The sequence below is a fragment of the Lelliottia sp. GFLA7 genome (assembly GCF_056490165.1).
This window is the reverse complement of sequence record NZ_JBWLAQ010000116.1, coordinates 1-403: the sequence shown is the minus strand read 5'-3', so window position 1 is coordinate 403 and position 403 is coordinate 1. Positions and strand designations below refer to the sequence as shown.

The 403-nt window shown below is 63.0% G+C and carries 1 protein-coding gene; it reads right to left on the bottom strand.

The window, feature by feature from the left end:
- A partial coding sequence (locus AC07RN_RS21430; protein ID WP_478337291.1) for a PhoX family protein occupies positions 1-403 on the bottom strand: 403 nt, incomplete at both ends.

Below are 403 nucleotides of genomic sequence, written 5' to 3'. Positions count from 1 at the left end.
CCACTCAAACGAATCGGTGAATTGCCGTGGATGCGCCGGTTGTAGCGCGAATCCTGGACGAACTGCCAGGTGTCGCCCTTGCGGCGTACTTCGATCACCGACACGCCTTCGCTGGCCAGGGCCTTGCGCACGTCTTCGGCCGATTGAGGAGCGCCGCCGTGGGCGTAGAGGTAGCGATAGTTGGTGTATTCGTTGTTGATCGCCATCAGCGCGCGGTTGTCGTCACCGGGGAATGGAAACAGGCTCATGCCGTCGTTGTTGTCGCCGAACTGTTGTTCCTGAGCCGTGGCGGTGCCATGGCCGGACGGGTCGAAAGCCGGGGCGTTGTTGTGCAGGGGCTGGCCCCAACTGATCAACACCGAAGCACTGTAGCCCGGGGTGATGGTGTCGCTGGTGGCGGCGG